The organism is Paenibacillus sp. p3-SID1389 (assembly GCF_025151705.1).
Classification (GTDB): domain Bacteria; phylum Bacillota; class Bacilli; order Paenibacillales; family Paenibacillaceae; genus Fontibacillus; species Fontibacillus phoenicis.
Genome location: NZ_JALXVO010000095.1, coordinates 1 through 5,667, shown reverse-complemented (window position 1 = coordinate 5,667; position 5,667 = coordinate 1). Strand labels below are relative to the sequence as shown.

Genomic DNA, 5,667 nt, shown 5'->3' with positions numbered 1-5,667 from the left:
GGGGGTGCCCACCCCGGCGTCCTCATCGGCGGCGACGAAGTCCGCCGCCGCTGCTCGGCCGGGCTTGCCGGCTCCGCGGCCGCCCTTGCCTTTGCCGCCGCCGGCTTTGCCACGGCCGGCGTCCTTGCCCTTGGCGGCCTTGTTGCCCCGGCCGCCGCCCCAGCCGCCGCGCCCGCCCGCGAAATCCCCGCGCTGCCGCGGCTTCATGTCGACCATCTCAAAATCAATCGTATGGTCGTCCATATTCACGCGGGCCACGCGGATTTTCACTTCGTCGCCGATCCGATAGATCTTCGACGTCCGTTCCCCGATCAGCGCCATATGCTGCTCGTGGAAATGGTAATAGTCATCCGTCATCGCACTAAGCCGGATCAGCCCTTCCACCGTGTTCTCCAGCTCGACGAACATGCCAAAGCTGGTTACGCTGCTGATAATGCCGGTGAATTCTTCCCCGACCTTGTCCAGCATGAACTCCGCTTTCTTCAGCTGTTCCGTATCGCGCTCCGCCTCCACGGCGATGCGCTCCCGCTCGGACGATTGCTGCGCGATATCCTGCATGCGGCTGGCCAAATACTCCATGCGCGCTTCGCTCAGCGTCCCGCCGCTTTCGATGACCTCGCGGATAACCCGGTGGATCACCAAGTCCGGATAGCGCCGGATCGGCGACGTGAAGTGCGTATAGAACTCTGCCGCCAGCCCAAAATGCCCGGTGCTTTCCGCATCATACTTCGCCTGCTTCATCGAACGCAGCATCATCGTGCTGATGACCGTCTGCTCCTTCGTGCCCTGAATATCCTCGAGCAGCGTTTGCAACGCGCGCGGATGCACCTTGTTGCCTTTGCTGCCTTTGACCGTATAGCCGAAGTTGGCGACAAACGCCAGGAAGTTCATTAACTTCTCCTGATCCGGATCCTCATGGATCCGATAAATAAACGGCACCTTCAGCCAATAAAAATGCTCCGCCACCGTTTCGTTCGCGGCCAGCATGAATTCCTCGATGATCTGTTCCGCGATCGAACGCTCGCGCTTGACGATATCCACCGGTTTCCCGTTCTCATCAACGATCACCTTCGATTCCACGAAGTCGAAGTCGACCGCCCCGCGCCGCATACGGTTCGCCCGCAGCTTCAGCGCCAGCTCCTTCATCAGCTGGAACGTCTCAACGAGATCCGCATACCGTGCCGTAACTTCAAGATCTTCCTCCTCCAGGATCTTGCGCACATTCGTGTAAGTCATTCGCTCCTTCGTACGGATCACGCTGGTGAAAATATCGTGCTTCACGACCTTCATCTGCTCGTTAAATTCCATCTCACAGGACAACGTGAACCGGTCCACCTTCGGATTCAACGAGCAAATCCCATTGGACAACCGGTGCGGCAGCATCGGAATAACGCGGTCTACCAAGTACACACTGCAGCCGCGGTTATAGGCTTCCTGATCGAGCTTTGAATTCTCCCGCACGTAATACCCAACGTCGGCGATATGCACGCCCAGCTTAATATTCCCGTTGGGCAGGCGCTCTACGTTTACGGCATCATCCAGGTCCTTCGCATCCTCACCGTCGATCGTCACGATCACCTTGTCGCGTAAGTCCCGCCGTCCTTGGCGGACGATCTCCGCCTCGTCGATCACGTCGGGAACTTCCTGCGCCTCTGCCATCACGTCATCCGGAAAAGCCTCCGGCAACTGATGCTTGCGGATGATCGACAAAATGTCGACGCCCGGGTCATCCTTGTGACCTAAAATCTCGATGACCCGACCAACCGCCGCAGACCGTCCCTCGGGATACTCCACGATTTCGGCCACGACCTTCTCGCCGTCAACTGCAGCGCCAAAGCCTTCCCGCGGGATAAACAGATCCTTGTTGATCCGTTTATCGTCCGGGATCACAAAGCCAAACGATTCGTTGTTCTGGAAGACGCCTACCACCTGCGTGATGGCCCGGTGCACGATGCGTACGACCTCACCTTCCAGCTTGCCGCCGCCCGCGCTCTTCGAGCTGACGCGCACCAGCACCGTATCGCCGTTCATCGCGCTCTTCAAATCATTAGCATGAATGTAGACGTCCGGATGATCGCGATCCTCTGGGATCAGAAATGCAAAGCCTTTGGGATGAGCCTGCAAGCGCCCGCGCACCAAATCCATTCGTTCCGGAACCCCGTAGCGATGAGTGCGGGTAAGAATAATTTGTCCATTTTGCTCTAACCGGTTGAGCATTTTCAGAAATTCTTTAAAATCGGCGGCATCGGTGATCCCAAAATGCTCCTCCAACTCCTGGTACGTCATCGGTTTATATGCCGTTTCCCGCATAAAAGCGAGCAGTTCCTCTTCCGTAATTACTTTCAAATGATTTCACCTCAAACCCGGCTCGTCCCGCAGGGGCCGGGGTGTTATTTTGCATGATGATTCCATGATCTTCCTCACGGTGTATATCCCCTAGTATACACGAAATTCGGGTTTGGCATCCGTTTTCGCCCGGGATTGGGTGAAATCGCTTGATTTTCATGAAAAAGCCTTCATTTTATGAAAAAATAACCGACATTATAAAGTAGGGATTCCATGAATTAGGAGAGGGAGAGGGTATGGAGAATTATCGAATTCTGCAACGACGTAATAAATTATTCGTCAAAATTATATGGGGAATGGTCGCCCTTGGCGTCCTGACCGACATCATGATCCAGGTGGACAGCAAAGTTCTATATACCTTGATCATCGTCGGCGGAATTTGTTGCTCCATCGCAACCTACATGACTTACGCCAACAAAGGAACCCGCTACGTCATGTTTGTCATTCCCGTGATCACCTCATTGTTGACTTTTCTGCTGATCTATCATGATCCCGATCCGATCGTCAGCACGTATTTGCTCGTCTACGTATCTATCGGCATCATGACGTTGTATTCGAACTACAAGCCGATCATTCTATCTGGCTTATTGGGGATGGGGATTACGATTTATTTCTTCAACGTTCCCTTCTACCACGATAAATTATTCCCCCGCGAGTCGTTGAGCTATCTGCTGCTGTTCCTGGCATTTCTGACAGTTGCTTTAGCTTTTGCTGCCCGGTTCAGCGAACGTCTGCAGAAGGATGTATTATCTCAGCAGCAGGATACGATGGAGGCAAAACGCCGCAGTGACGAGCTGCTTTCGAAACTGCAAGCTTCACTGGACGTGCTGGGACGTCTAAGCACTCAGTTGCGGGAGAACGTAACCGTCACGGGGTCCATCTCCAAAGAAATTACGACGACCTTTGGCAGCGTCTCCTCGACCTTGGAACGGCAGACGCTGGGGCTGCAATCTACAACCCAATCGGTGCAGGAGGTTGGTGGAGCCGTAGAGGTGACAGCCGAGATCTCAGCCCGGCTTCAAGAGCTGTCATCAGACATGCTGCATAATACAGAAGCCGCCGGAGCGAAGATGAACGCCTTATCCGTACATATTCAACATTTGCAGCAAATCATTACCGACACCGTCACCCAAATGCAGAAGCTTCGGGACCAAAATGAGCAAGTCAGCCAAATTGTCGATACGATCCATGGTATCTCTGCGCAAACAAACCTGCTGGCGATGAATGCCGCAATTGAAGCCGCTCATGCCGGAGAGCATGGCAAAGGCTTCGCCGTGGTCTCCTCGGAAATCCGCAAGCTTGCCGAGAACTCACAGCAGGCCACCCAGCGGATTAACGATATTCTGGCGGACGTCATTGGGCAAATCAACAACGTTGCTGAACAGATCACACTTGGCTCCACTGCGGTTCATTCCGGGCAGGAAGAAGCCCAAGAAGTCCAAAGCTACATGGGCAAAGTGTCTGACAATGCCCGCACGGTGAATGAGCACTCTGGCGAAGTCGATCGCTCGGTACGGCAGATGCAGGACCAGTACACCAGCATTATGACAGAAATTATGGAGCTAGCTGAGAGCACCGAGCACAACATGAGCGCCGCGCAGCAAATTCTGGCGGGCATCGAAGCGCAGGACAGCAAAATTCACGAGATCGTGAGACACTATCAAGATCTCGACAACTTGATTCTCACCCTATCGGCGACGGCCGCAGGGGATACGACGCAGGACATCACTCCTCAACCAGCAACGGTGTCGTCCGGGTCCACTTCAGAATCACACGAACCTTCTTCGAGTTCGACCAACCCGGAAGCGAAGACGATTCAAGATCAAGAGACTTCCGTTCCGGCGGAACCTACCAAAGAGCCTGTCTCAGTCGGCTAGCAAAGAATCACACAAAAAAAGGCTTGCCTGAGGCAAGCCTTTCCCTTTATTGCATTATGTAGATAAAACCGTGTCCAGACTTAAGGACTTGATCGTTTCCAAATACCAATCATAACGCTCCGGATGCTCATAGAACTCTGCCGCATGAATAATGGCCGGTATAACGTCGTCTCCTTTATAGAATTGGCGTTCCCCAACTTGGGTCATCGGAACATGAAAAGAGATACGAAGCGCCCGGAACAAGGTGGGCTCAAGCAAGGTGACGTAATGGCGAATCCCGTTCTGCTCTGCAAACAGGACGATCGTTGCGAGCAACCGGTTCAGGTTGCGGCCGCGGTATCTCTTCAGCAGAGCGACTTTATCCACCTCGGCGATCTCCCCTGGCCCAGAGCACATGATGGCCGGATGATCGTCGAACGGCGCCAATCGGTTCAAGGGCTCGTCCGAGTGCGGGACATAGGGTTTAAACTCCACCGTTCCCACCGGCACCCCCGCCTCGTCATATACGAGGCAACGACCTAAGACGTTCTCAGCAAATTCCGGCTCAAAGCCTTTTTCCATCCAGGCCTCCATCCAAATCGAGTGGAACAAGGTTCCTTCCTCCAGCGTTTCCACCGGCTTGTACAAATTCCTTCCTCCTCTCATTGCATGTACCAAAATTGTAATATTTTTACCCCTCACAAACCACGAAAATCCTACATAATCTAACATTTATTACTAAAAAATTCCTTTCAATATTGTTACAATTCTCTTTCAGAACTCAGACCCAAGATCGTCTCACCGCATCGCCGCCCATTTACAGAACGGCATCTTTCGGGCACTTAAACTTCGTCGTTGAGGTCCTTTCTCTTGAACGTTATAGATACCCCTCTGTACCTCCGCTTTTCGCCGTTCCATCGTTCCACCGTTATCCTTCTACACTTTCCACCGCTCTATCTATTTGCTCTATCTTACCTTTGCTCCATCTTACTTCCGCTCCATCTTACTTCCGCTCCATCCTACCGTCGTTCCACCCTTCCCACCTTTATACCTTCCTCCCCTCTTTACCTGATTATCCCTTTCGTTCAGATGGGGATTTTAAGAGGTTTCCATCCTCATTTTTTTGCTGATCATCCAAAGTAAAATAATTAGGTTAAAAATGGAATTTAATTCTTGTAATAGGAACGTATGTTTGGTATAATAAGGAAAACAAGAATATATGTGCGTATATTTGATTTTAGTTTCGTTTGAAGCGGAGGGATCGGGCATGGAATTAAATATGAATACGGATCTTCACCCTATAATCAGCCGTTTTCAAAGTGAGGCGGACTGCATCGAGGCGATCATCGCTATGAAGTGGCCAGACGGTTTCTTTTGTCCGCGCTGCGCTTATACCGAGTGCACCCGTCTGTCCTCCCGTCGCCTTCCTTTATTTGAATGTGGAAGATGCAGCTATCAAGCCTCT

At 52.5% G+C, this 5,667-nt stretch carries 4 protein-coding genes; 2 read left to right on the top strand and 2 right to left on the bottom strand.

Features of this window, described 5'->3' with window-relative positions; all coding sequences use genetic code 11:
- A partial coding sequence (rnr, locus tag M3G15_RS21030; protein ID WP_397376646.1) for a ribonuclease R occupies positions 1-2,310 on the bottom strand: 2,310 nt, incomplete at its 3' end.
- Positions 2,311-2,582: 272 nt separating this feature from the next.
- On the opposite strand from rnr, the gene M3G15_RS21025 reads away from it, so the two are divergent.
- Positions 2,583-4,223, top strand: coding sequence for a methyl-accepting chemotaxis protein (locus M3G15_RS21025; RefSeq protein ID WP_260071980.1), 1,641 nt, complete (start codon positions 2,583-2,585; stop codon positions 4,221-4,223).
- Positions 4,224-4,277: 54 nt separating this feature from the next.
- On the opposite strand, the gene M3G15_RS21020 is transcribed toward M3G15_RS21025, so the two are convergent.
- On the bottom strand, positions 4,278-4,850 hold the full coding sequence (locus M3G15_RS21020; RefSeq protein WP_009224966.1) for a GNAT family N-acetyltransferase: 573 nt from the start codon (positions 4,848-4,850) through the stop codon (positions 4,278-4,280).
- 619 nt (positions 4,851-5,469) lie between these two features.
- Between M3G15_RS21020 and M3G15_RS21015 the strand changes: the two genes are divergently transcribed.
- On the top strand, positions 5,470-5,667 hold a 198-nt coding region (locus tag M3G15_RS21015), incomplete at its 3' end, for a transposase (RefSeq protein ID WP_260071979.1).

What these genes read in the sequence shown, in the direction of transcription:
- M3G15_RS21025 (WP_260071980.1), top strand. Translation starts at nt 2,583, where the DNA reads ATGGAGAATTATCGAATTCTGCAACGACGTAATAAATTATTCGTCAAA.